This window comes from Saccharopolyspora hattusasensis, from assembly GCF_050972075.1.
GTDB classification, from domain to species: Bacteria; Actinomycetota; Actinomycetes; order Mycobacteriales; family Pseudonocardiaceae; genus Saccharopolyspora; species Saccharopolyspora hattusasensis.
In genome coordinates this window covers 6908930-6933180 of the sequence record NZ_JBPCDC010000001.1, presented here as the reverse complement: position 1 = coordinate 6933180, position 24251 = coordinate 6908930, and the positions used below count along the sequence as shown (strand labels likewise).

The 24251-nt window shown below is 67.3% G+C and carries 19 protein-coding genes and 3 pseudogenes; 13 read left to right on the top strand and 9 right to left on the bottom strand.

Annotated features, from left to right (window positions below; translation table 11 throughout):
• The first annotated feature begins 7 nt into the window (after positions 1 to 7).
• Positions 8 to 277, top strand: coding sequence for a hypothetical protein (locus tag ACRXBZ_RS33415; RefSeq protein WP_433882457.1), 270 nt, complete (start codon positions 8 to 10; stop codon positions 275 to 277).
• Between the two features lie 88 nt (positions 278 to 365).
• Here the strand turns inward: ACRXBZ_RS33415 and ACRXBZ_RS33410 are convergent, their stop codons facing one another.
• On the bottom strand, positions 366 to 1325 hold the full coding sequence (locus tag ACRXBZ_RS33410) for a tyrosine-type recombinase/integrase (protein WP_433882456.1): 960 nt from the start codon (positions 1323 to 1325) through the stop codon (positions 366 to 368).
• A 1329-nt stretch (positions 1326 to 2654) separates the two neighbouring features.
• Between ACRXBZ_RS33410 and ACRXBZ_RS33405 the strand changes: the two genes are divergently transcribed.
• On the top strand, positions 2655 to 3284 hold the full coding sequence (locus ACRXBZ_RS33405; RefSeq protein WP_433882455.1) for a response regulator transcription factor: 630 nt from the start codon (positions 2655 to 2657) through the stop codon (positions 3282 to 3284).
• A gap of 566 nt (positions 3285 to 3850) precedes the next feature.
• Here ACRXBZ_RS33405 and ACRXBZ_RS33400 read toward each other — a convergent pair.
• Entirely contained in the window at positions 3851 to 5212 is a 1362-nt protein-coding gene (locus ACRXBZ_RS33400; protein ID WP_433882454.1) for a wax ester/triacylglycerol synthase family O-acyltransferase, read from the bottom strand.
• A 521-nt stretch (positions 5213 to 5733) separates the two neighbouring features.
• Here ACRXBZ_RS33400 and ACRXBZ_RS33395 point away from each other — a divergent pair.
• Positions 5734 to 5892: a hypothetical protein gene (locus ACRXBZ_RS33395; RefSeq protein WP_433882453.1), complete on the top strand. Its 159-nt coding sequence runs from the start codon at positions 5734 to 5736 to the stop codon at positions 5890 to 5892.
• A gap of 932 nt (positions 5893 to 6824) precedes the next feature.
• Here ACRXBZ_RS33395 and ACRXBZ_RS33390 read toward each other — a convergent pair.
• A complete protein-coding gene (locus tag ACRXBZ_RS33390) occupies positions 6825 to 7130 on the bottom strand; it encodes a hypothetical protein (protein ID WP_433882452.1) in 306 nt (101 codons plus the stop codon).
• Positions 7131 to 7841: 711 nt separating this feature from the next.
• Here ACRXBZ_RS33390 and ACRXBZ_RS33385 point away from each other — a divergent pair.
• Entirely contained in the window at positions 7842 to 8126 is a 285-nt protein-coding gene (locus ACRXBZ_RS33385; protein WP_433882451.1) for a hypothetical protein, read from the top strand.
• Positions 8127 to 8128: 2 nt separating this feature from the next.
• Positions 8129 to 12751, top strand: a complete 4623-nt coding sequence (locus ACRXBZ_RS33380; protein ID WP_433882450.1) for an HAD-IC family P-type ATPase — start codon at positions 8129 to 8131, stop codon at positions 12749 to 12751.
• Between the two features lie 147 nt (positions 12752 to 12898).
• Here the strand turns inward: ACRXBZ_RS33380 and ACRXBZ_RS33375 are convergent, their stop codons facing one another.
• The 3 genes from ACRXBZ_RS33375 to ACRXBZ_RS33365 form a co-directional block, all read right to left on the bottom strand.
• Positions 12899 to 13105: a three-helix bundle dimerization domain-containing protein gene (locus tag ACRXBZ_RS33375; protein ID WP_433882449.1), complete on the bottom strand. Its 207-nt coding sequence runs from the start codon at positions 13103 to 13105 to the stop codon at positions 12899 to 12901.
• Positions 13106 to 13212: 107 nt separating this feature from the next.
• Complete coding sequence (locus ACRXBZ_RS33370; RefSeq protein WP_433882448.1) at positions 13213 to 15780, bottom strand: cation-translocating P-type ATPase; 2568 nt, start codon at positions 15778 to 15780, stop codon at positions 13213 to 13215.
• A gap of 95 nt (positions 15781 to 15875) precedes the next feature.
• Positions 15876 to 16568: a hypothetical protein gene (locus ACRXBZ_RS33365; protein ID WP_433882447.1), complete on the bottom strand. Its 693-nt coding sequence runs from the start codon at positions 16566 to 16568 to the stop codon at positions 15876 to 15878.
• 249 nt (positions 16569 to 16817) lie between these two features.
• On the opposite strand from ACRXBZ_RS33365, the pseudogene ACRXBZ_RS33360 reads away from it, so the two are divergent.
• From ACRXBZ_RS33360 to ACRXBZ_RS33345, 4 genes and pseudogenes are all read left to right on the top strand, one after another.
• Positions 16818 to 17047, top strand: a pseudogene (locus ACRXBZ_RS33360) (transposase); the annotation flags it as partial.
• The gene (locus ACRXBZ_RS33355; RefSeq protein ID WP_433882446.1) at positions 16944 to 17495 is read left to right on the top strand and encodes a Tn3 family transposase; all 552 of its coding nucleotides are present in this window, start codon (positions 16944 to 16946) and stop codon (positions 17493 to 17495) included. The pseudogene ACRXBZ_RS33360 and the gene ACRXBZ_RS33355, both read left to right, overlap by 104 nt.
• A 158-nt stretch (positions 17496 to 17653) precedes the next feature.
• A complete protein-coding gene (locus ACRXBZ_RS33350) occupies positions 17654 to 17797 on the top strand; it encodes a hypothetical protein (RefSeq protein ID WP_433882445.1) in 144 nt (47 codons plus the stop codon).
• A 564-nt stretch (positions 17798 to 18361) separates the two neighbouring features.
• Positions 18362 to 19120 (top strand): proton-conducting transporter transmembrane domain-containing protein, encoded by a 759-nt coding sequence (locus ACRXBZ_RS33345; RefSeq protein WP_433882444.1) that lies wholly within the window; start codon positions 18362 to 18364, stop codon positions 19118 to 19120.
• Positions 19121 to 19195: 75 nt separating this feature from the next.
• Here the strand turns inward: ACRXBZ_RS33345 and ACRXBZ_RS33340 are convergent, their stop codons facing one another.
• From ACRXBZ_RS33340 to ACRXBZ_RS33330, 3 genes and pseudogenes are all read right to left on the bottom strand, one after another.
• Positions 19196 to 20008, bottom strand: a complete 813-nt coding sequence (locus ACRXBZ_RS33340; protein WP_433882443.1) for an ExeA family protein — start codon at positions 20006 to 20008, stop codon at positions 19196 to 19198.
• The gene (locus ACRXBZ_RS33335; RefSeq protein WP_433884048.1) at positions 20001 to 20489 is read right to left on the bottom strand and encodes a Mu transposase C-terminal domain-containing protein; all 489 of its coding nucleotides are present in this window, start codon (positions 20487 to 20489) and stop codon (positions 20001 to 20003) included. The genes ACRXBZ_RS33340 and ACRXBZ_RS33335 overlap by 8 nt, the downstream gene beginning before the upstream one ends.
• Before the next feature lie 27 nt (positions 20490 to 20516).
• Positions 20517 to 20942, bottom strand: a pseudogene (locus ACRXBZ_RS33330) (DDE-type integrase/transposase/recombinase); the annotation flags it as partial.
• Positions 20943 to 21052: 110 nt separating this feature from the next.
• Here ACRXBZ_RS33330 and ACRXBZ_RS33325 point away from each other — a divergent pair.
• The 4 genes and pseudogenes from ACRXBZ_RS33325 to ACRXBZ_RS33310 form a co-directional block, all read left to right on the top strand.
• Positions 21053 to 22030 (top strand): annotated as a pseudogene (locus tag ACRXBZ_RS33325) (tyrosine-type recombinase/integrase); the annotation flags it as partial.
• Positions 21975 to 22334 (top strand): tyrosine-type recombinase/integrase, encoded by a 360-nt coding sequence (locus tag ACRXBZ_RS33320; RefSeq protein WP_433884047.1) that lies wholly within the window; start codon positions 21975 to 21977, stop codon positions 22332 to 22334. The pseudogene ACRXBZ_RS33325 and the gene ACRXBZ_RS33320, both read left to right, overlap by 56 nt.
• Positions 22331 to 23263, top strand: a complete 933-nt coding sequence (locus tag ACRXBZ_RS33315) for a tyrosine-type recombinase/integrase (protein ID WP_433882442.1) — start codon at positions 22331 to 22333, stop codon at positions 23261 to 23263. Before ACRXBZ_RS33320 ends, ACRXBZ_RS33315 begins: the two co-directional genes overlap by 4 nt.
• Positions 23260 to 24249 (top strand): tyrosine-type recombinase/integrase, encoded by a 990-nt coding sequence (locus ACRXBZ_RS33310; RefSeq protein ID WP_433882441.1) that lies wholly within the window; start codon positions 23260 to 23262, stop codon positions 24247 to 24249. The genes ACRXBZ_RS33315 and ACRXBZ_RS33310 overlap by 4 nt, the downstream gene beginning before the upstream one ends.
• The last annotated feature ends 2 nt before the right edge of the window (positions 24250 to 24251 follow it).

The window sequence follows — 24251 nt, the reverse complement described above, 5'->3', positions numbered from 1 at the left end:
TCAGGGAATGACTCCCGCTCAGCGCAGTCGGCGTGCCCGCGTGGCGGCCCACGCCTCGTGGGCCAACACCGCTGATCGGGCAGCACGAACGAGTCATGGCACTCGGGCGTTTCTTGCTCGCTTCGAGCAGCAAGTCGACCCCCTCGGGCAGCTCGATCCCAGAGAGCGAGAGGTGCGCGCACGCCACGCCCGTATGGCATACATGCTCACGCTCGCCGAGCGCTCCGCCAAGGCCAGGCGCAGGAAGCTCGACGAGCAGAACAACACCAAGCGCTGACGCAGACTCCTCGGTTACACCGAGGCATGCGAACGTCGCGGCGTGCACCCTCCACGCCGCGACGCCTGCTGTCCCCTGTGCGGTGTGATCACACGTTGTCGCCGATGCCCATGCGCACCTGGGTCTGCTGGGCTCGCTCGGCGGCGGCACTGGCACCGTAGTGCCGCGGCATCGCATCCGAACTCCAGCCCAGCAACAACATCAGGTCACCGGTGTCACCGCCGGCGAGCTTCCACTGGTGGGCGTAGGTATGACGCCACTGGTGCGCATGCAGACCCGCCAGCCCCGCGGCCTTCCCAAGTCGCTTGAGACGGATCTTGATGCCATTGGCGTGCAGCGGTCGTCCCCCACGATCGGCCAACCACAACGCCGGCAGTTCAGCGCCCTTACGCTTGGCGCGTGCGCGCAGATACCGGCTCAGCGCCCTGGCGGTCCTGGCCCCGACACGCACCCGCCGAACCTTGGCTCCCTTGCCGTGAAAGACGACGGACTCCGTCTTGAGATCGACATCCTCCAGCGTCAGGCCGGCGACCTCCGACAGCCTGGCCCCGGTGTTGCAGAACAGCCGGATGATCGCTTCATCTCGCAAGCTCAGGAAGTCCTTGCCTTTGCATGCGCCGAGTAGTTGTGTCGTCACCTCATCGTCGATCACCGGCACCAGCTTGGTGGGGGCTTTGGGCAACCGGACGCGTTCCAGCGGTGAGCGATCAATCTCCGCTTCGTCGAGCATCAGCCACTTGAAGAACTGCTGCAGTGCCTTGTGCTTGTTCACCGCCGTGGCCGCCGAGCGCGTCTCGATCATCCAGGACTGGAACGCCTCGATGTGGGCCTTGGTGACCTCCGCAGGATCCTCCGACGCCGCACTCGCCTCGGGGTCCGGCGAGTGCTCGGCGAGATAGCGCGCCAACTGTGCTGCGGCCAGGATGTAGTTGTAGCGGGTGGTCTCCGGGTAGTTGCCCGACCGCAGGCTGCGGTCCCAGTCCCGCAGGTAGCCCGTCCAGGTCGGCGAGAGGCCGTCAGTGAGCCGTTCAAGATCCAAAAGCGGCATGTCCAAGCTCCGAAGTCAAGGGGTCGATAAGCGGCGTGCTTGACTCCGAAGAACGAACCATGATCACAAAAAGAGGGTCCTCACAGGCTCTGACCTGCGAAGACCCTCTTCACCGTCGGGCTGACAGGATTTGAACCTGCGACCCCTTGACCCCCAGTGCCGCCCGAACAAGTGCGCCACCAGCAGAAACCGTGAAACCGCAGGTCCAAACGGTTCCGTTCGCTGCCGTACAGAGCAGTACGACGCGGTTGACGTAAGCACGATCCTCCCACTTTCCTCCCACCGCTGGCGTCAAAAGGGATCGCCTGAACACCGCCGGGCGGGCGTGTGACGGTTCCGCTGTGGACCGCTCGCCGCAGTTCAGTGCCGTCCAGCGCGATTGAATCCTGCCGCTTTGCCCTGCCCCACGTTCGCCCTCCCATCCGTGCCGCGCGCTGGGCAACGGCGTCGCACCAGCTGCAAGCTGATCACCCCCAACAGGCGCCGAAGGACCATCTCTTATGGACTCAAACCATAACCAACAACCACGCCATATTTGAGTTATGCATCAATAAGTGCATTGGGGCGGGCGCCCCGTCGCCCGGCCCCGTTCCCGGAGAGGGCCCCGATACCTCACCAGGCACATGCGCTCGCGGTTGAAGCCATTTCAGCGTCATGCGTGTAACGCATACTCGGGGTTGTCGGCCGGGCAGGCAAGAAACTACGGGGGAACGTTTGGTCGCCGGCCGGTTACCTCCCTCTACCACAGCGTGGCCACAGTCCAAGTGGGCACAGTTCGAGCGCTGGTACATCCGCTGCGGACGCCGGGCCTCCAAGGCCGCAAACTGGGAAGGGCCGATCTGCCGCAGCTGTCGCACAGGGACGGTACCGGTTGCCGCAGCGCCAACTTCGCGTGTCCATTGCCCATTTCCCTTGACTACGGCGTCATTTCTGACAAAGACTCGACTATGCAGGCGGTCACAGGGGCCGATCGCCCAACTCGACCAGGGCAACGCCCATGAACCCGAGTGCTCACGGGCGTGCGGATGCCGGGCGGCATAGTGGAGCAGCCGGGGGTACTCGTTTCGACAAACGAAGCACGGCGGTTATACGGTTTGCCGGACCCGGGACTGAAAGTCGGCCGAAAGGCGGCCAACGGGAACCTCAGCGGAGCACGACCTGACACATACCGGCCCGCGACAGTCCGACCGGGCCGCCGATCAGCACAGCGAGCCCGGCGATTGCGCCCACACGCTGCGGGAATCGGCGGACTCCTTACCTGCGCCCGCGGAAAGACACAACCGCGCCCAATCAGCTGCTGACTCATACCGCCACAAGGAGGTATGCATCGTGCACGACGCGGCCGTGGCGACAGTCCGCGTGGCCCTCCACGACACAGACGACCTCACCCGTGTCGGCCTGGCCAGCTGCATAAACCAGGACCGGCGACTCTCGCTGACCGAAACTGCCGACGCCGACGTCGTCGTTCTTGTCCAGGAAACCACCGGTTCGCACGCAATGGAGACTCTGCGTAGTTTGTCCTCCGGAGCCGCCAAGCGCTTCCTGCTCATCGTGGACGGCGACTGGCGACCCTACATCTCCACCGCCGTGCAGCACGGCGTCCGCGCCATACTCTGGCGCGCCCGCTTCTCCCACACTTCCTTCCTGCACACCATCCACGCAGTCAGCAACGGCGGCGGAGTTCTCCCTCCATCACTGCAAGGCACGCTTTTGGACGAACACCAGCGCGTCCAACGCGACGTGCTCGCCCCCCTCGACCTGACCATGTGCGGACTCACCACCCGTGAGGTCGACGTCCTCCAGCTGATCGCCGAGGGCTTCGATCTCAAGGAGATCGCACAGAAACTGGCCTATTCCGAACGCACCATCAAGAACATCCTCTACCAGGTCATGGCGCGTTACGGGCTGCGCAACCGCGTACACGCCGTCTCATTGGCGATTCGCTCGGGGCTCATCTGAACCCGCACCGCCCGATGCCCAGCAACCGACCCCTCCCGAACCACGAGGCGGGTGCCCAGAAATGCGACAGGGGCGTCCTGACGGCACCCGAAATCACCCTGCCCTGACGTCAACGCTCAGGGGCCGATAGAGCGCAGTTCGCGTCTCCTACACCAACTGCAGCGGCTTCGAGCCGATGCAACGCATGACCCACCACTATGTCATCTGTCGCCACCTAGTGCCGTGTCGGGATGCCGAGCCCGAGGCTTGATCCCCAGTCGGCGTTGGTTGCGGGATGATCGGGAAGATACGCGCCGGGCTCGCACCGCGGAATGCCAGAGGAGATCAGGTATGTCGAAAAGTGGCGGCTGGCTCTGGAGATCCTCGATGAACTTACCGAGCAGGCACACCGCCTAGCGGTGTCGCTGATGCCGGTTTCGGCTAGACCGCCGCGTTCCGGCACGCCTGACCACTCGTGGCATGGACTACGCCGTGGCCGTCCGGGCTGACGAGAACGCTCACCCGGCCGGCTCACGCAGCGTGTTGAAGTAGGCGCGCGGATCGGGCTGGGTGTAGGGCCTGACTGGTCATTGCGCGAGGTCGTCGAGTTCGGCGAGGGCGTGTGGGAGGGCGTGGTGGAGCTTTTCGATGTCGGGCAGTGCGCTTCGGTTGGCAAGGAGCCCGATGTGGACGTTGTCGCGGTAGGGACAGGCGGCGATGGACAGGGCGTGCCCGGCGGGCAGCGGCACCAGGGGGTAGAGCTGGTGCAGGCGGGCGCCGTCCAGGGAGACCTCTATGTCGGGCAGGGGCACGTTGGTGATCACGGTGTCGAATAGCAGGTGTGCGGCGTGTGTGGCGATCGGAGTGAGGACCTGGTGCAGCAGCGGTGGCAGTTGGGAGGCCAGCACGGGCAGTGCACCGGCGCCGCGGGTGGGCCCGTTGGACTTGTTGCGGCGCATGGAGCTTTGGATCAGTGCGAGCCTGGCGGAAGGGTCGGGCTCGTGGACGGGTAGGTCGCAGAGGTAGGCGGAGAGCTGGTTGTTGGCTGAGTCGTTGGTCTGGCGGTGTTGGGCGGGAATGAGCGCGCGCAGGTCGAGCTCGTGGACCGGGTGTCCCCGGGTGGCCAGCCACTGCCGCAGGGCTCCGGTGACGATGGTGAGCACGATATCGTTCGTGGTGGCGCCGTAGCGACGCTTGATGCGGCGAAGATCTGCTCGGGGCAGGGTGACCATGTCGACGCGCTTGGCGGCGGTGTGCGGCGCTGCCAAGGGTGAGCGGTGGGCCGGCCGAAGGCGGCCGAGCACGGACGTGGCGATTTCGACCGTCTCAGGCCGAAGCAACACCTGCAGGAACTCACTTGCGGCAGAGAGAGTCTCGTCGAACATCTGGCGCGCTTTCCCCGGGTTGCTCAGCATTGAGGCAGCGGAGCCGAGAATGCTCGGCGGGCTCGTGTGCTCGGGCGGGGTGTCCTCCGGGGTGAAGCCGTCCAGCAGGCCGAGGCCGAGCTCGACGGCACTCGCGCCATCGGCCAGCGCGTGGTGGAGCTTGACGAACACAGCAAAGCGGCCGCCCTCGAGACCCGTGATCACGTGGACTTCCCACAGCGGTCGGGAAACATCCAGCGGAGAGCTCATGAGTTCGGAGATCAGCGTTTCCAACTCGGGCTCCCCGCCCGGGGAGGGCAGGTGGTGCGCGACTACGTGGCTTTCCGCGTCGAAGCCGGGCTGAGGTTCCCAGTGGGCCTGGCCGGGTACCAGCCACGTTTTGTTGACGCGTAGCCGCAGGCGGGGTTGGCGTGAGGCCCGGTCGGCGATCAGCTCTACCAGCCGTGCTCCGTCGACCGGCCGACCAGGTCCGAAGACCGCGACGCCGCCGAGGTGCATAGGCGTGAGCTCCCGCTCCAGGCACAGGAACACCATGTCCAACGCGCTGATAGTCTGCCTCGCCATTTCCTACCCCACACCGTGATCGTTCTGCCGTCGCGACCTGTCAAACAGTGCTCGTTGCTGCTCCGGGCCCGCTATCGGAGGACACTTTCGTGGGAGTCCACACATGATCCTGGGATCGTCACTCAGACGGGTGTGTCGGGAGTGGTCGCGAGCAACCTCGCTGTGAAACTCCCGTATTGGCCGACAGAGGCTCATCCCACGGTCGTCGTGTAGCCAGGGCGATCTCGTCGTACATCCCCGATGCTGACACAGCCGTCATACGGTAGCCCTACACGATTTCGCGCTGGTCTCCGCGGTGCTCCGCAAGATCGTGGCCTGACGAGCTCGCACTTCCCGTGGCCAGTCCCGCTCGACATGGACCCTGGACTGCAGGACTGGGGCCCGTTGATGGTGGCTTCGATCACGACGATTTCCGGGCAAGTGGGCGCTGTCAATGAGCCGTTGACCTTCGCCGACGGCGCAGCCCTTTGAGGACCACTCCTGCGCAGGTTCGTCGTTCCAGCGTGTCGCACAGAGCGTCCATGCTGATCGCTGACACCCCGGGCGGGCAGTTCGCGCTGTGCCGGCAGGCGGACGACTCGACCTCCTGGCAGCCGCTCGCCCGGATCCCCGTTGGGCACACGAGTGCCGCACTCGACGACGCGTCATGGCAAGGGACGCAAGCCGCTGCGCATCGTTGATCTCCGTGACCACCGAAGAGTTGCGGAGGTGGCTTCGTGGGCGCGGTGGCCAGCCTGATGAACCGCGCTGTTCCCGGCTCGCGGCGGTCATGTCGGTGTGAGATAACTGCGGGTGGATGGCGGGCGAGGCCAAGCGGGGCAAGAGCACGTTCCTCGGCGCTCTGCTGGGCCGAGATGTCCCGACCGTCGGCTCACTTCGCTCACCGCGCTGGCGACGTAGGCCATGGTGGGCTGCAACGCGCGGTCGTACACCTCGCCGACGGGCGAGCCGACCCCCCGCTGTCGGCCCTCGGGGAGTATGTCACCAAAAAAAGGGGGAACCTGGACAACCGGCGCGGCATCTCCCGCGTCGCGGTGCGTATGGATGCCCCCTCGGCGGTGGCAGAACGACTCGACGCCGCCGCCGTCTTCGCGGGGACACACCCGCAACCGCCGACAGCATCTCCAAATACCAGGCACGAGGCCCTCGCGTTGACCGGACCAGCTACAAAGCCACCCTCGGCGTCGACATTCTGACGCCCGCAGATCCTTGACAGCCAACACCAACGTCCAAACTTCACGGCCTTGTCACTAGCCCCTCCCACAACAACGACCGCAAGCCCTAAGGAGATACCCACCACGGTGAACCGTGACATGTGGACACTCAACCGACGGATGACTGCTGCGGCGTTGGCGGTCCCTGATCAGCCTGCGAAACCGGCGACGCGGGTCCCGGATGCCGTGCCCGGACCGGGATCGTGCGCCGCAGTCCCGACCATCGAAGGATTGGCCGAACTACTCGTGTCCGGAGGCAGCAGACACCGATCCCTCTTCAGCACCCCCGGATATGGCGGATGTGACGCACGCAGTGAAACTGCGTGCACAAGTCCGCCTGGCCTGAGCGCCATCGACGCGCCAGCGGCTCATTCGCACCGGGACCATCGGCAACCGGACTACTCCGAGGCCGTACTGCCAGCACGCTGTGCGACCGCAACACCCACACCGATCGCCGCCGCCACCGGCCACTCGATCATCGACAACGCAGCCAGCGCTCCCAGACCACCGTAGAAAGCCATCATCTGACCGGACGGCAGATAGCCCCGAACCGTCTCCGCCGCACCAGTAAGATCCTCGCGGGTCGGAATGTAGTGATCAGGGCGGTGGAACTCCGCCGTCACACCGGGAAGGTTCACCGTCGTCCCGCCAGCACCTGATGGCGTCGTCTCCGCGCCCGCTGGTCTCCGCTGCTTGGTAGCCATGACTCGCTCCTCCCTAGGGCAGCCTCATGCGACATGGTCAGCCCCGCACGGCATCGAACTGGCCCGAACCGGACCAGACGAACAGCACGATTTTACGCCTGGATACGACGAAACCGCCCCACGTCGAGTTGTTGGGGTCTCGGACTCGTTGCCACATCAGTCTCCTTCAGGGCGCGGTGTTGCAACAACATTGATGCGCGGTGCGCCCGGGCAGCGCCGACAAGCCCGAATGCCGGGCTGTGCATCACGCGCTGGCCGACGTGACCGCCCCGGACGCCCGGCGATTGTGCGTTGTAGGGCCGGGCTGGTGTTGCGTTCAGGCAACAGCGAACGGACATCATGTCGCGTTGAGGTGACACCGTTTGCGTGCACGGCCAGCGACGCACGTGAAGCCGTAGGTGGCCAGTGTTCGCCAGTACGTGTTCGCTTGTTGGTGTTCCGCTCGGACGAGGTCCACAAACAGCTACATCCTGGTTCCCCTATCTCTTCCGTTGTGGATTGTTTTCACTTGAACGGGGTGTATGCCTGCATCCGGGTCTTCAAGGGACCTTCACCGGGCCTAGTCTCGGGGTTTACCCGTTAGTTCTGCAAAGGAGCGTCGTGGCTGCTAGAACCCGGAACGCGAAGTCTGAGGCTGGAACCTCCGGTGGGTCCCGTGGTGATCGCTCACAGAGCGCATCGGGGAAGACCGGTCGCCCGCAGCCTGCGACCGTGAAGCTGCCGTTCGTGACAGCGGAGTTTCGTCCTCCGGAAATGCACATTCCTGGGCAGGAGAATGTCGCAGGCATGGTCAACACCGTGCGGAAAAACCTTCCCCCACCCGGGCAGCTGGCCTATTACGGCGTTCTGGGAGCACTGGCGGCATTGTCGCTGATCGAATGGCCGGTGGCCGCAGCGATCGGGATCGGCACGATGGTCGCGCAGCGAGCCGGCGAAGGACAATCAAGTTCATCACGAGCGACGTCCGGGTCTCGGTCGAACCGTACGAGCGCGTAACCATGTTCGGTGGGTTGAAGACGCTGGTGTCGCAACTCGCGGCACCAGCGGTCGCTGTCGCGCGCGACGTTGTGCTTTTCGGTGATGGTCGGCGGGCGTGGACCGCGGACGGGCGCGCGCACATCGAGGTGCGTGGCGTGCACGAGCCGGGGTCCGAACCGGCGGCCGAGCAGATCACCAATCGGCTCACGCAGCTGCCCGGCGTGCGGTGGGCCGAGGTCAACGCGGCGCTGGGCCGGGTGGTCATCGGGCACGACCCGGAGGCAGTCGAGCTCGCTGAATTGGTCGCCGCGGTGGACGAAGCCGAGCAGGCCAGCGGTATGGGCGAGCGTCCTCGCCGCGAGGCTGGCGCGGTGCGCCCGGGCGATGTCGCCAGGGTGTTCGGCAACACGGTGGTGATGGGGGCGAACCTGGCGGGCTTGGGTTATGCCGTGGCGGCCCGCTGGCTGCCGGTACCCGCCGTGCCGCCGTCCATTCCGGCGTTGGTCTCCACCGCTGACTCCGTGCAGAAGGTCCGGGGTGCCGTCCAGGCGCGGGTGGGCTGGACGGCCACGGATTTGTTGTTCGGTCTCGGGGGCGCTGCAGCGAATACCTTGGCGCAGCGCCCGACGACCTTGCTGGCCGATGCCACGCATCGGTTCTGCTTGGTGCGGGAGTCCCAGGCGGTGCAGCGAAGCTGGGCGCGGCGGGAAGCCGAGTTCGGGGACCGCCCCGAGTACCACCGGTGCGAGCCTGTCGACGTGGGTTCCCGCCCGGCACCCCTGCCCAATGGACCGATCGAGCGCGTGGCGAACACCTCGGCGGTGGCCGGGCCCGCAGCCTTCTTGGGAACCCTGGCGGTGACACGAAGTCTGCAGCGGGCACAGGGCTTTCTGGTCGCGGGTGTCCCGCGAGCGGCAGGGCTGGGCCGGGATGCGTTCGCGGCACAGATCGGGATCGCGCTTTCCGAACGTCATGCGCTGGTGGTCGATCCACGAATCCTGCGGAGGTTGGACCGGATCGACACCGTCGTGATCGACGCGACTGCCGTGCAGACGGGAACGCAGCGGGTGCGCGACGTGATTCCGCTCAACGGCGAGGTCGACATCGCGGGATTGTGGGAACGAGCGCACGCCCTGGTCGGCGTGGTGGTGCACGCGGACGCGAAACGCGACGGCTGGGCGCTGTCGCAACTGGGCGACGCAGATCTGTCGCACGTGGAGCGGCAAGGCACGTTCCGGCAGACGGCCGGCCCGGGGGTGCACACCCACGCGCTGAACCGGGATGGGCACCCGGTTGCCATCGTCGAGATCGAGGAGGAACCGGCGCCGCTGACCGACGAGCTTCTCGCCGCGGCCCGTGAGGTGGGCTCGGTTGTTCTCGCCGGAACAGACACTCGGCTTGCGGAGAAATGGGAGGTCGATCGCATCGCGCCTGCCGGCGCGGACCTCGCAGAGCTCGTGCGGGAGTTGCAGGCCGATGGCCACGGCGTCGCCGTGGTCTCGACGCGTAGTCGCGCGGGCCTGGCCGCCGCCGACCTCGGAATCGGCGTCACCGGCCACGGGCCACCCCCGTGGGGCGCGCATCTGATCACCGGGCCCGGCCTGGGCGAGGCGTGCGCGCTGCTGCGGTTGATCCCCACCGCCCGCACCGTCAGCCGGCGCAGTGCCCAGCTCGCCGTCATCGGCTCGGCCAGCGGTGCATTGCTGGCCGCACTCGGGCCTGCCGCGGGAAGCCAGGCCCGCGCGGCGGTGCCCGTGTCCACCTGTGCGCTGCTGGCCCTCGGCGCCGGTGCGTATTGGGGCATGCAAGCGGGTCGACGCCCGGTGCCGTCCGACACCGCCCGCACGCCCTGGCACGCCATGTCTCCGTCCACGGTGCTGGAACTGCTCGGCAGCTCGCCGAACGGTCTGACCGACGCTGATGCGCAGCAGCGCGCACTCGGACGCCAGGACCACTCACAGCCAGGCCGGACCAGCCTGATGCTCGCGAGCCTGGACGAGTTGGCAAGCCCGCTGACCCCCGCGTTGGCCGGTGGAGCGGGGATCTCCGCCAGCATCGGAGCGACCGCCGACGCGGTCATCATCAGTGGCGTGCTGGGGTTGAACGCGCTGATCGGCGGCGTGCAGCGGGTCAGCGCCGACCGCGCATTGCGCAAGCTCCTGGATGCCACTGCGATCCCGGTCGCATTGCGCCGCAAGGACAAACGCACCCGCGTGCCCGCCGACGAACTCGTACCCGGCGACGTCATCGACCTGGTGGCAGGCGACGCCGTCCCCGCGGACTGCCGCCTGCTGGAAGCCGACGGGCTCGAGGTCGACGAATCCAGCCTGACCGGCGAATCCCAACTCGTCACCAAAACCACCGCCGCCACACCCGCGGCAGCGGTGGCCGACCGGCACTGCATGCTCTACCAGAGCACCGCGATCGCAGCCGGACGCGCCGTCGCGGTCGTCGTCGCCACCGCAGAGGCCACCGAAGCCGGCAGCGCGGCAGTCTCCGACGGCGCCCCGGATCGTCCCGGCGGGGTGGCGGCGCGTTTGCGGTCCCTGACCAAGGTCACCGTGCCGATCTCGATCGGCGCCGGAGGGCTGCTGCTGGTCGCGGATCTGCTGCGGAGTCAGCCCATCGGCGCGGCCCTGGGCCGAGCGGTGAGCCTGGCCGTCGCCGCCGTACCGGAGGGCCTGCCATTCGTTGCGACCGTCGCCGAGTTGGCCGCGGCCCGGCGGTTGTCGAAACGTGGTGCCCTGGTGCACAATTCCTCGACAATCGAGGCGCTGGGCCGAGCGGATGTGCTGTGCTTCGACAAGACCGGCACCCTCACCGAAGGACGCATCGCCCTGCGCGGGGTATCCGATGGGGCCACCACCCGCGACATCGCAAATCTATCCACAGTGGATAGAAAAATTCTCGCGGCGGCATTGCGCGCCAGTCCGCTGGCCGACAACGGTGAATTCCTGCCGCATCCCACCGACCGCGCGGTCGTCAACGGTGCCCGCGATCTCGGGGTGCAGCCCAGCGAAGGCACCCCGGGCTGGCAATTCGTCGAAGAGCTCCCCTTCGAACCGTCGCGGGGCTACCACATGGTGCTCGGACGGGTCGGCAGTGACCACCTGCTGAGTATCAAGGGCGCCCCGGAGGTCGTGCTCGCCCAGTGCACCCACTGGCGCCGCGACGACGTGGACGTGGCCTTCGACGACGACGCACGCCTTGGTGCGGAGAAGGAATTCGACCGGTTGGCGCGCCAGGGATACCGCGTGCTGGCCGTCGCCGAACGGCCCGCCACCGGCCGCCGCGACCTCGACGACTCCCGCCTGCGCAACCTCCGGCTGACCGGCCTGATCGCCCTGGCCGACCCGGTCCGCCCCACCGCAGCCGCCGCCGTGGACCAACTGCAGCAGGCAGGCGTGCAGATCATCATGATCACCGGTGACCACCCCAGCACCGCCGAAGCCATCGCCGCCGAACTCGGCATCCTGGGCGGCCACCAGGTCATGACCGGCGCCGGCCTCGACACTCTCGACGACGACGAACTGGCCGCCAAGGTCGCCGACATCGCGGTTTTCGCCCGCACCACCCCGGCGCACAAGGCACGTGTCGTCCGAGCACTGCAGCGCACCGACCGCGTCGTCGCCGTCACCGGCGACGGGGCCAACGACGCACCCGCTATCAGAATCGCCGACATCGGCATCGCGCTCGGCGAACGCGCCACACCGGCCGCCCGGGAAGCCGCCGACGTCGTGGTCACCGACGACCGCATCGAAACGATCGTGGACGCCATCGTCGAAGGACGCGCCATGTGGGCCTCAGTGCGCGACTCCCTGGCGCTGCTGCTAGGCGGCAACCTCGGCGAGATCCTGTTCACCGTCGTCACCGGCCTGCTTACCCCCGGTGGGTCGATGAACGCCCGCCAAATGCTGTTGGTCAACCTCCTCACCGACGTCATCCCGGCGATGGCCATCGCCGTACGGCCCCCACCGGAGATCACGCCTGAGATGCTCCTGGAGGAAGGGCCCGACGCCTCCCTCGGTGCCGCACTGCACCGCGACATCTACCGGCGCGGCATCATCACCGCCGCAGCCGCGTTCACCGCCTGGATCCTCGGCCGAATCTCGGGAACCCGGCGACACGCCGACACGGTCGCGCTCGTCGCGCTCGTCGGTGCCCAACTCGGCCAGACCCTGGTCATCCGCGGACGCACCCCGCTGGTCGTGGCCGGTGCGCTCGTGTCCATGGTGGCACTGGCCGCCATCGTGCAGATCCCCGGCCTCAGCCACTTCTTCGGTTCCACACCCCTGCTGCCGCACGGCTGGGCCATCGCCCTGGGCTGCACCGTCGCCGCCAGCGCCGCCGGCCTCATCCTCCAGCCACGGCCACGCAGCCAGCAGGCCATGCCGTCGGAAACCGACAACATCGTCGAGACCGTGGCCGATCACCACCACGCCGACCCGGAAACCACAACCCACGATCACAATGGCCACGAAGATCGAGCGCTTTCCTTCACACTGGGGCGAACGCTGGTCCGGGCCGACCACACTCAACCGGACCAACACGACCGCCCCGCCAGCCGAGACGATGCCAACGGGCCGCCGCCGCAGCGGGTGCCGTCCCTTGCCGTCGCGGAAGATACGCCGGAACGGTCTTGACCGTGCGCCCAACCACGGCTGAAGCAGCGCAGTCGAATCATTGGCGAGAGGACACCGCCACAACTGAAGACCCGACAGCCGTCGATCTTGCCGTCTCGCCGCCCTATCCCGGTCCGGGTAGGCACTCGCAGGAAATCCGCTCGCGTGCTATTGCCGTGTTCGTAGTCTTTCCTGCGCGCGTCGGCGTATGAGGATCGGCAGGAAGGTTCCTATCGTGGCTTGCGGTACCAGCTCGGCGGCCGCGGTGTTGATCGCGTGCAAGATCTGTCCGGGCCGTGCGTCGGGGAACTGGCCGGACAGATCTTCCCGTACCAGGTCCAGTTCTCGTTGAAGCCGCGCTTGATCGATCCCCATCACGAGTTCACCGCCCGTCGGCTGGAGGTCTTGTCTGCTCGAAGTTGTCCCGAGTCGGGCCCGACGATGGCTGCGCTGACGGGATCTTGGCGCTCACACACGGCGGTTCACCATTGTTGGAGCAGGAGGCTGAGGGCGGTGGCGGCGGTCGTTGCGCCCGCGGCGATCATCCAGCCGTGCGGGAGTAGCGGGCTGGACCCGAAGAATTGGCTCAGCCCGGGGGTCTGGACGATGGCGGCCAACGCCAGGAGGGAGACGAGGGCACACCCCACGACCAGTGGTGTCCGTCCGCGCACGACCAGGGTCTGTCCGAGCTGGGCGCCGACCAGTGCCACGAGCGCGATCGTGTTGGCCTGGCGCAGGGTTCCGGTCGCGCGCCCGAGGATCCATGCGCTGATGGCGGCCCCGGCGGTCAGCGCGGCACGCCGGTAGATGTCGTGGGTCAACGCGGCGCCCAGGGAGGCTTCGGGGCCTTCGGCCAGCAGCATCTCGGCGGTGATCGTCGGCGGTGGCCTTACCGCGATCGCCATCGCCGGGAGGATGTCGGTGAGCAGGTTGACCAGCAGCAGCTGCCGGGCGTTGAGGCTGCCCCCGCCGTTGATCAGACCGGTGACGACGGTAAAGCCGATCTCGCCGAGGTTTCCGCCGAGCAGGATGGCCAGCGAGTCGCGCACCGATGCCCACATGGCGCGGCCTTCCACGATGGCGTCGACGATGGTCTCGATGCGGTCGTCGGTGACCACGAGGTCGGCGGCCTCACGCGCCGCAGGAGTTGCGCGCTCCCCCAGCGCGATGCCGATGTCGGCCAACCGGATCGCCGGGGCGTCGTTGGCGCCGTCCCCGGTCACCGCGACCACACGGTCGTTGCGCTGCAGGGCCTCGACGATGCGCGCCTTCTGCGCCGGGCTGACCCTCGCGAACACCGCGACGGTGGTCACTTCCGCCGCTAGTTGCTCGTCGTCGAGGGTGTCCAGTTCGGTGCCGGTCATGACGCGGCGCTCGTTGAGCGCGTTGAGTTCGGCGGCGATCGCCTCGGCGGTGCTGGGGTGATCGCCGGTGACCATCACGACCTCGACACCCGCCTGCTGGAGCTGCGCGACGGCGGCGGCCGCGGTGGGCCGTACCGGGTCGGCCAGCGCGACGAAACCGATCAGCCGCAGATCCCGGATCCGGGACTCGTCGAGATCACTGCGATCCGAGGCGGCCCGCTCGGCGACAGCCAGCACCCGGTAGCCCTGCCGGGCGAGGTTTTCGGCAACGCGCTCGACGTCTCGACCAGCGGTACCCTCCAGCGGCACGTCGCCGTCTGGTCTGCGCCACCGGGTGCACTGGGCCAGCACAATCTCCGGGGCACCTTTCACACTCAGCAGATTGCCGTCGCTGAAGGTGCCGAGCACCGCGTGGTAGCCGCGGGAGGGCTCGAAGGGCGTCTCGTCGATCGGCACCCAGCCCTCCTTACCATCGTCGGGGTACGCTCCCGCGCCGCGCGCGCCATCGACGACCGCGCGATCGGTGGGATGCGGGAGCAGTTCTCCGTTGTCCACCAACGGACTTGCCCGCAAGGCACCCGCGAGCACTCGGCGTTCCACTGTGGAAATGTCCTCGAGCCACCGGCTCGACGCACCATCGGATACCCGCCGCAGCGCGATCCGCCCTTCGGTGAGGGTGCCGGTCTTATCGAAGCACAACACCTGCGCCCGCCCCAGAGCCTCGATCGTCGCGGAGTTACGCACCAACGCCCCGCGTTTCGACAACCGCCGGGCGGCCGCGAGCTCGGCGACGGTGGCAACGAACGGCAATCCCTCGGGAACGGCCGCCACCGCCAGGCTCACCGACCGCCCCAGCGATGTCCCCAACGGACGCCCGCGCAGTATGTCCGTGACGAGCAGAATCCCGCCTGCTCCCAGGCAGACCGGAATCGTCACCTTGGCCAGCGTCTGCAGGCGAGCCGCGACACCATCTGCACCTCGTCGGACCTCAGGCCCGATCGCACTGCCGGCCTCGGTGTTCGCGCCGGTCGCGACCACGACACCCACGGCTCGCCCGGCGGCGACCGCGGTGCCGCGGTAGATCATGCAGGTCCGGTCCGCGACCGGCACCGCCGGAGTCGCCGTCACTGTCTTGGTGACCAGCATCGACTCGCCGGTCAGGCTCGACTCATCGAGCTCCAGCCCGTCCGCCTCCAGGAGTCGGCAGTCGGCCGGAACAGCATCCCCGGCCACCAACTCCACCACATCGCCGAGCACGAGCTGGTCAGCGGGCAACTGCGTCACGTTTTCCTTGCGGCGCACCACAACCCGAACAACGCTGGCCGCCAGCAGCTTGTTCAACGCACGGTCGGCGGTGATACGTTGCACGCCGCCGATCAACGCGTTCATTCCCAGCACGCCCAGGATGATCGTCGCGTCCGCGACGGCACCGATGCTCGCCGAGATCGCGGCCCCACCCGCCAAGGCAGGCGTCAGCGGACTCGCCAGCTCCTCCAGCGACGCCCGCAGCACACCCATCCGGCGGAAGTCCGCTCCTTCGTCGTGATCCGGGAAACGCTGGTGCGCCGCATCATCGGTCAGGCCCTCTGGTGAACTGTCGAGCAATTCCAGCACCGTGCCGGGCGCCATCGCATGCCAGGCAGTGCGCGGCACGGCGCGCGGAACCGGGCGCCACACAGCCTGCATCCCCCACCACGTCCCCGCCCCGAGGCCGATCGCCGCGCACACGGCCACCGGAATTCCAGCACGGGCCTGACTCCCGATAGCGGGCCCGAACGCGGCTAGCGCGCCCACCGGGCCCAGCCGCGCCGCGCCGCCAGCGTCTCCCGCAACAGGCAGAACCGGTACCCCGATTCCGCCAGCAAACTCGCCGGGCGCTGCGCGAGCGTGTTCGCCATCGCACTGCTGAGCCCGAACAGCAGGTCAGTGGCGGTCTTCCCGATCCGCGTTTCCAGCGGCCTCCGGACCCGGGAGACCGACTCACCGGTCGACACCAGTGCCGGAACAGACGGCGGCAGCGCGGGCAGCGGCAGCAGCCGGGCCCCCATCGCGATCGCAGCGCCAGTCGAGTTCGCCCCCAGCATCGTCGCCTCGGCGATCACCTTCGCCGGATTGTCCGGGTGGCTCGCGCTGACCGCGGCGAACGGTTCCTCGTCCAAGCCGGTGTCCGCCTCGGCATCCTCCACCGCACCCACCAGCCCGGCGATCCCCACCAGGTCCGGATCGTGCCCGATGACCACCCGCCCCACCACAGCGTTGATCTCGACCCAGACAACGCCCGGCACCTTCTCCAGCCACCGGACGATCCGCTCGCCGGCTTCCTCGCTCCCCGGCTGGTGAACACCACGCACCTCAACGTGCGCACGCCCCTCCGACACCCAAGCCCGCCGACGCCCCAAGCCCACGATGCTCTGCGCGGCAGCCGCCACCGGCGCCACGATCTGCGAGGCCAACGCACCCAACGTACGCAACATCGAAGGCGCTCAGCCGTTCGACGCCGTGCGAGCCGAATCCGCTGAGCCGTTCGAACCCGATTCCCGCGATCGCGCACGCGCTGCTGCTCTAGCCACGACCCGCCTCCCTGACGCACGAGCACGTTGGTAAACCACGAGCGTAAGACACGCGAACGCCACGCGAACCCCGAAAGACCCGTGTAGGAGGCACCAGTGACTGAGGTGAAGGCAGAGCAGGCCAGCGAGGCCGCCGCGGCAGACCTGGCGGTGATGGATGAGCAGATCCAGCAGCTGGCCAATCGGGCCGTGCTGAAGGGCTGCGGCTGACTGGTGAGGGTGGGCTGCTGGGCCGGCTGACCAAGCTGGTCACCGAGGCCGCGCTAGCCGGCGAGATGGATGATCATCTCGGCTACGGCAAGCACGACCCGGTCGGCCGCGACGGCGGCAACTCGCGTAACGGCACACGGGCCAAGACTTGTCCAACTGCTGCGGTTCCTCTCGGACGCCCAACTGCGTCGGCGGACCACGGCCGAGACGAACAAGGTCGAGTCCTACAACAAGTTCTCCTCCTGGTGCCGGTTCGGCAACCACGGGGTGATCGCCGCCAACGACCCCGAGGAGCAGGAGAAGATCCTCAAGTTCTCCACCCTGCTGACCAACACGGTCATTTTCCACACCACACTGGACATGATGATGGTGGTCCGCGAGCTGATCGCCGAGGGCTGGACGATCACCCTGGAGGATCTGACAGTGCTCTCGCCGTACCTGACCGCCCGCATCCAGCGTTTCGGGGAGTACGCCACCGACGAGATCGAACTGACCCCGGAACCGTTCGACGCCCGCAGGGCACCGAAGCGACGCCCACGAGGGTTTTGTTCGATGGCGCCCACCCAATGGGGTGTGTACTCGCGGACCGCAGCCTCGGGTCCTGCTGATAGCTGGGATTGACCATCGCCTACGCGCCGACGAACACGGTGGGCACGGTCTCATCCCTGCCGGTGGCCGCGCGGACGCGAACAGCTGCCCGCGAGTCGTGCTCAGCGGCCTGGCCGTGTTCGCCGTCGGCCTCACCAGCCGGGCCCTCCTTGCTTGATCCATGGTGGATGATGTTTGGCGCTCCGGCAGCTCGTCCTCCAAGCGCGCCGGTGGTCGCCAGGATGCTCGGCTACACCCTCGATCACGCCGCCCGGCTCGCCACCGAGGCCGGGGGCGCCTGGGCCCCGCTACGCCCCGATGACCACTGCCGGTGACACAGGACGGAGAACACGCGACAGTTGAATCCGCGAGGTCACCAATTCGGGACGCCTACGTCACGAGCCCTCCTTCACGTTCAGGACACACGGGGAACCTCACGCTGCGCCGCGCGGATTGCTGGTTCGTGCACCACAAAGTGAAGGCCCGCCGGGGATCGGCGGGCCTTCACTGCTTGCAGGGCTGGTGTTGTCTGTCAGGCGGCGTAGCCCCTGGGCTGGATGCGGAGCACCGCGGAGACCCGCGCGAACGCGGTGCTGGTCCTACAGATCCTCACCACCCGCATGCGCGAAGCCTTCGGCGACACCGACCTGGACGAACTGCGGGAGTTGCGCGACTGATGACCACCCTCTTGATACTCACTCCCGTCGCAGTGCCGGTCCTGTGAGCACTCACCTACCTCGTGTGGGGCTGGCAGCCAGCGACTGCCCGGATAGTGCCGCAAGTGCGGTGCTGCTGCTCGCCGCCGCCATCACTGTTGCTGCCGCAGTGACGCGCTCCGGCCCGGTCACTTCGCTCGGCGGAGGGGTGCGGGTGGATGCGCTCTCGGCCTTCATCTCATCGTGATCGGCGCGGTCGGCCTGCTGTCTACAGTGGCCACCCCCGGTTATCTCCGGGGTGAGATCACCGCCGGGTGGGCCACGTCGCGCACCGCGACGCGGCACAGCGTGCTGGTGCAGCTGTTCCTGGCCGCGATGGCCGTGGCGGTGCTGGCCGCCAACCTCGGGGTGCCGTGGGTGGCGGTCGAGGCCACCACCATCGTCACCGCCTTCCTGGTCGGCCACCGCCGCACCCGCGCGGCCGTGGAGGCGGCGTGGAAGTACGTGGTGATCTGCTCGGCCGGGATCGCCCTGGCCCTGCTGGGGACCTTCCTTCTCAACTACGCCGCCGCCCACGCCCCAGGTGCCCCCGGGCTGGAGCTGGCCGAGCTCGCCGCGCATGCCGCGGGTCTCGATCCCGGAGTCACCCGCATCGCGGTCGTGCTGTTGATTCTCGGGTTCGGCACCAAGGCCGGGCTCGCGCCGCTGCACGCCTGGCTGCCCGACGCCCACAGCCAGGCTCCGGCGCCGGTGTCCGCTGATTCCGGTGTGCTGCTCTCCGTCGCGTTCTACGCGATCCTGCGGGTCAAGGTGGTCGCCGACGCCGCACTCGGCACCGGCTTCACCCAGGTGCTGCTGGCGGTGATGGCACTGGCCTCCCTCGCCCTGGCCGCGTCGCTGCTGCTGGCGCAACGCGACTACAAGCGGATGCTGGCCTACTGTTCGCCGCCGAGATGTGTGCCGATGACCGCGCCGTTGACGGTGCCGATGACGAGGGGATGAAGATGCCCCGTCGGCGGGTGCCGATGGGGCTGGGATCTTCACGGTGTCGTCGTGGTCGTCATGGTGGCGGGGTGGTTATTCGGCGGTCACCTCGGCGATGGCGGTGCGGGCGGTGGATTCGTCGACGATGGTCTTGTTGGCGAGGAATGCGGCGATGAGGGCTTGGATGGCGAGGTTGTTCACCGCCCGTGGGTAGCCCCTGCTGGTTTGGTGGATCAAGGCGGTGGCGTCGTCGCTGTAGATGGTGTCGGAGCGTCCGACCAGCTCGAGGTGGTGGCGCAGGTAGCCGCCGGTCTCCTCTGCTGTCATGGGCGGCATGGCGTAGCGCAGGCCGATGCGTTGATCGAGCGCGGCCAGTGCCCCGAGTTTCATGCGCCGTCGCAGGGTGGGCTGCCCGACCAGCAGCAGCGCGAACGGGCTGGAGGCGTCGAGTTCGTGGTTGGTGAGCATGCGCAGGGATTCCAGTTGGTCCTGGGAGAGCAGGTGGGCCTCCTCCAGGATCAGGATGGGGACGCGACCGCGTTCGGCGTGCTCGATAGCGAGGGCGTCGGCGGCCTGGGGGACCAGGGTGGCGTGGTGTACCAGGGGTTGTCCGCCCAGGGCGGCGACGATCTGGTGGTGGATCCCGCGCACTCCGACCGTCGGATTGGGCAGGTAGATCACAATATGCCGGCTTGTGTCCAAGGTGGATAGTGCGGCGCGGATGGCGACGGTCTTCTCGGCGCCGACTTCGCCGGTGATCACGCCGATCCGGCGTTCGGCGATGCACCAGCTGATGCGGGCGACGGCTTCGCTGTGGGAGGCGTGCCGGTGCAGCATGCTGGGGGCGAGGTCCCGGCCGAACGGTGCCTTGGTCAGGCCCCAGTACTGGTTGAGCTTGTCAATCACCGTGGGCCTCCGCGTGCTCGTCGTCGATGGGCGGTCTCGGCGGGGCCGGGGAGATTTCGGCGCCGGTGAGCAGGTCGAGTTGTCCGGGAATCCCGGTGTGGATGCCGGTCAGCGCCGTGTAGTTGATGCCGCCGGCGAGGTCGGCCTGGTGAGTGGCGTCGACAAGGCGGGTGTAGTCGATCCCGGTCGGTTTCGGCGGCTCGGGCGGGATCTCCGGCCGGGCCTTGGGGTGGGCGTGCCGGCGGATGTGGTGCGGGACCGCCAGGCCCCAGCTCTGGCCGCGGTGGCGGACCTCGATGCGGGTGAGATCGAATGGGTCGAAAACCAGCTCGACGGCGCGGCCGACCAGGGCCGGATCCACTTCATAGACGTTGCCGTGCAGCGACACGGTCGCGGTCTTGCGCACCGTGCGGCGGGCTTCCCAGCGGAACGCCTCGGCCAGCGCCTCCGGGGTGGGCAGCGCGATCGGCCCGCCGGTCATCCACCGCTGGAGTGGAGCTTGTCCGGTCTCGGAATGCACCCGCCGGTGATAGACCGTCTCGACCCAGGCGGTGAACAGCCGGTTCACCTCAAGCAGGTCGGCGACCTGGTGACGTCCCGGCTCGTCCTCGCCGGTGATCTCGACGAGGAACTGATCCCGCACGGTCTTGAAGAAGCGCTCAATTTTCCCGCGGCCCTCGGGTCGACCCGGGGTGGAGTGGGTCAGCTTGATGCCCAGGACAGCGCAGCCCCGCAGCAGCCATGAGTCCACAAAGGATGATCCGTTGTCCACGTAGATTCGATCAGGAACGCCGCGGGCTCCCAGCGCGGGACGCAGCGCCGCGGCCAGTCGCACGGTGTCCTCGCCATAGCCGAACCGGTGCCCGGTGATCAGACGTGAATGGTCGTCAAGGAAAGCGAAAAGGTAAGTTTTCCGGCCTCCCACCTTCGGTCCGTGGAGAGCGTCTTATGCGGACTATCTGATTATGCCGACTGTGATGGTGAGTGCCTGGTGAGGAGTGCGGCTATTCGGGTGAGTTCCGCATAAATCTGCATCGTGTGCGAATGGTTTCTCCGTCTGGATCAGTGTCAGATCCGGACAGAAGGAGGAAGATCGTGACGTGGTCTCGTGCAAGGCTGGAGATATCCGGGCCGCTGGCACCTTTTGAGGCGGGGTTCACTGATTGGTTGGTGCGTAAGGGTTATGCGCCTGCCGTGGTGCGAATCCACCAGCGGCGGATGGTGCATCTGAGCTCGTGGATGCAGGCGGAGAAGATCGACGTCGACTTGTTCGGGCCGGCGACGGTGCAGGCGTTCATCGTGGCCAAGGATGCGCAGGGACGTTTCAGAAACTGGAGGATGGGGTCATGGGCGGCGCTGCTGGAATACCTGCCGACGGCGGGGTTATCGCTGGCTGATCCGCCGCCGGTAGTGACGACGGCCGTTGATGTTCTCCTGGCCGAGTATGCCCACTACGAGGCGAGGGAGCGTGGCCTCTGCGACCGGACGATCGACCGGAACATTCGTGCTATCCGCGGGTTTGTGGTGTCGCGGATGCGCGATGGCCGCCTGGAGTTGGAGAACCTGACTGCCGCTGAGGTCACCGCGTTCGTGGTGGAGCAATCACGTCGCGATCCTCGGTCGGTGCCGCGGCTGGTGACCCCGCTGCGGTCGCTGCTGCGGTACCTGCATGTCACAGGTATCACCCCGGTCAGGTTGGCTTCTGCGGTGCCGACCGTGGCCCGATGGAAACTGGCTGGTCTGCCGAAGGCCGTGGCGGCCGATCAGGTGGCAGCGCTGCTGGCTTCCTGCGATCTCAGTAGCCAGGCGGGGCAGCGGGATGCGGCGATCCTGACGATCCTGTCGCGGCTTGGGCTTCGCACCAGTGAGGTCGCATCCCTACGGCTGGAGGATATCGATTGGCGCAACGGCGAACTGGCCGTGACCGGCAAGGGCCGACGAACTGAGCGGCTACCGCTGCCGGCCGATGTCGGGCAGGCAGTCGTTTCGTATCTTACGAGTTGGCGACCGAAAACCGTTTCCCGGCAAGTGTTTGTCTGCGCCTATGCGCCTATGCGCCTATGCGCCGCATGGGCCGATGAGCCGGAACACCATCAGCAACGTGGTGGCCCGGGCGGCCCGCCGAGCCGGGCTGCCGGTGATGTATGCACATCGACTGCGTCACAGCGCGGCTACCGCCATGTTGACCGCCGGTGCCTCGCTGGCCGAGATCGGTCAAGTGCTGCGTCATCGTGACCCGATCACGACCGCCCTCTACGCGAAGGTCGACGTGGGCGCCCTGCGTCAGGTCGCCCGCCGCTGGCCTGCTTCGGAGAGTGTTGCATGAGCGCGTTGCGTCAAGCTCTTGCCGACTATCTGAGTGTCCGCCGCGCACTCGGTTTCGCCTTGGATCGGGCGGAGAAGCTGCTGGGCCAGTTCGTCACCTACCTGGAACAGCAGCAGGCCGAGATCATCACCATCGACAACGCGGTGGAGTGGGCGACACTGCCCGGCGGAGATGGCTGGTGGCATGCGCTGCGTCTGTGCGCAGTGCGCCGTTTCGCGGTCTATCTACACACCATCGATGATCGCACCCAGGTGCCGCCGCCTGGTTTGATCGCTTGCGGCAAACACCGGGCCACCCCATATCTGTATTCCGACGCGGAGATCCGTGCCTTGGTCCAGACTGCAACCGGGCTACAAAACCGGTTCTACGCCACCACCTTCCCGGCGTTGATAAGCGTCCTGGCCGTGACAGGTATGCGCTTGGGTGAGGTGATCGCCCTAGATGTCACCGACTTCGACGCCGCCGCCGGAATCTTGACCATCCGCGCCGGTAAGTTCGGCAAGAGCCGTCTGCTACCGCTACACCCCAGCACCGCAGAGGGATTACGCCGCTACCTGACCCGGAGGGAGCAGTTGATACGCGACAAGAATCTCGTTGACTGCGGCGTCTTTTTCATCTCCAACGCCGCAACCCGTCTCGATCACAGCCGCGTGCAGAAGACGTGGCGCAGGATCAGGAGATTGGCCGGATTGGCGCCGCGGCCGGGCAACTGTCGGCCACGCATCCACGACCTCCGTCATAGTTTTGCCGTCTCAACGCTGTTGGACTGGTATCGCCGCGGCGAGGACGTGGCCGCCCTGCTGCCCACGCTGTCGACCTACCTGGGCCACACCGACCCCAAGCACACGTTCTGGTACCTGTCGGCGGCACCGGAACTTCTCGCCCTGGCCGGGCAACGCTTGGACGCCTACCTGGGAGACACCGCATGAGCACGCTCGCCGGCACCCTGCAAGCGTTCTTCACCGATCGGCTCATCCGGCAGCGTCAGGCAAGCCCCCACACCATCACCGCCTACCGTGACACGTTCAAACTCTTGCTGGCCTTCACCTTCGACCGCACCGACATCGCGCCGTCCCGACTGAGCATCGAGGACCTGGACGCGCCGCTGATCGGCGAGTTCCTCAACCACCTGGAGACCGAGCGCGGCAACAGCGTCCGCACCCGCAACGCCCGGCTGGCCGCGATCCACTCCCTGTTCCGCTACGCCGCGCTGCAACACCCTGATCATGCGGCGGTGATCCAACGGGTCCTGGCCATTCCGCCGAAACGCTTCGACCGCAACATCCTCACCTATCTCACCGAGCCCGAGATCAACGCCCTGCTGCACGCCCCAGACACAGACACCTGGATTGGCCGACGGGACCACACCATGCTGGCAGTAGCCCTCCAAACTGGGCTACGCGCCTCGGAACTGACAGCGGTAACCATCGGCGATGTTCACCTGAGCACCGGAGCACACATCAGCTGCCACGGCAAAGGCCGCAAGCAACGCATCACCCCGTTGACCACCGCCACCGCGACCTTGCTCCGCAGCTGGCTGACCGAAGGCAGCAGACTACCCGTCGATCCACTGTTCCCTACCCGAAGCGGCCAACGGCTCAGCCGCGACGCCCTGCAACGACGCCTCACCCAGTACGTGTGCGTCGCTGCCAAGTCCTGCCCCACCCTCGCCAGCAAGAAGATCTCACCGCACATCCTGCGACACTCCGCAGCCATGCGGCTTCTCCATGCCGGCGTCGACACCACCGTCATCGCACTCTGGCTCGGTCACGAAAGCGTTGCCACCACACAGATCTACATCCACGCCGACCTGGCGTTCAAAGAACGAGCCCTGGACCGAACCGCCCCCATCACCACGAAACCCGGCCGCTACCAACCCTCCGATGCGATCATCACCTTCCTCAACAGCCTATGATT